This window comes from Microtetraspora fusca (assembly GCF_001570365.1).
Classification (GTDB): domain Bacteria; phylum Actinomycetota; class Actinomycetes; order Streptosporangiales; family Streptosporangiaceae; genus Microtetraspora; species Microtetraspora fusca.
Window position 1 is genome coordinate 1 of the sequence record NZ_BBYK01000033.1, and the last position, 674, is coordinate 674.

General features: G+C 68.1%; 1 protein-coding gene. It reads right to left on the reverse strand.

Annotated features, from left to right (window positions below):
- Positions 1-146: 146 nt before the first annotated feature.
- Positions 147-593 carry an IS5 family transposase gene (locus tag AWQ68_RS00170; protein ID WP_066932648.1) on the reverse strand — a complete coding sequence of 149 codons (447 nt, stop codon included), beginning with the start codon at positions 591-593 and terminating at the stop codon, positions 147-149.
- Positions 594-674 lie beyond the last annotated feature (81 nt).

Here is a 674-nt window from a genome sequence, read left to right on the forward strand (position 1 = left end):
GGTTCGGGGCCGTCCACCGCCCAGGCGGGGCACCCGGATGCCGCCGATGACCGCGGTGAACTGCGGGCTGTCTCCGCGCTGCCCGGCGGTCAGCACGATCGACAACGGCTTTTGGCCCTGCTCACAGGCCAGATGCAGCTTGGTGGTCAGCCCGCCACGAGAGCGGCCCAGCCCGTGATCGGCCGGCTCATCACCACCTGGACCACTCGGCGGCTCGGCCTGAAGATCCCCCTTTTCCGCGCTCCAGCGGCGTGCTGATGCGCGCGGGCGATCGTGGAGTCCACGCTGACGTCCCAGGTGATACGCCCAGCCGCGTCCGCCAGCGCCTGCAACGCGGTCACGATCTGCTGCCAGGTGCCGTCACGTTGGTAGCGCCGGAACAACGCGTACACCGCTGACCAGGATCCGTAGCAGACGGGCACATCGCGCCACGGCGCGCCGACCCGCACCCGCCAGCGGATCCCGTCGATCAACTGCCGCTTGCTGAACAGCGACGGCCGCCCTGACCGCTTCGGCGTCGGCAGCAGCGGTTCCAGCACCGCCCACTGCGCATCGGTCAGGTCGAACCGCCTCGTCACCGCTAAGGTGGGCACGAGGTCTCCGGTTTTCAGGTTCGTTTTGGTCGACTAACCAATTACCGGAGACCTCTCTCGTTGTCGATCTACGACCTCTCC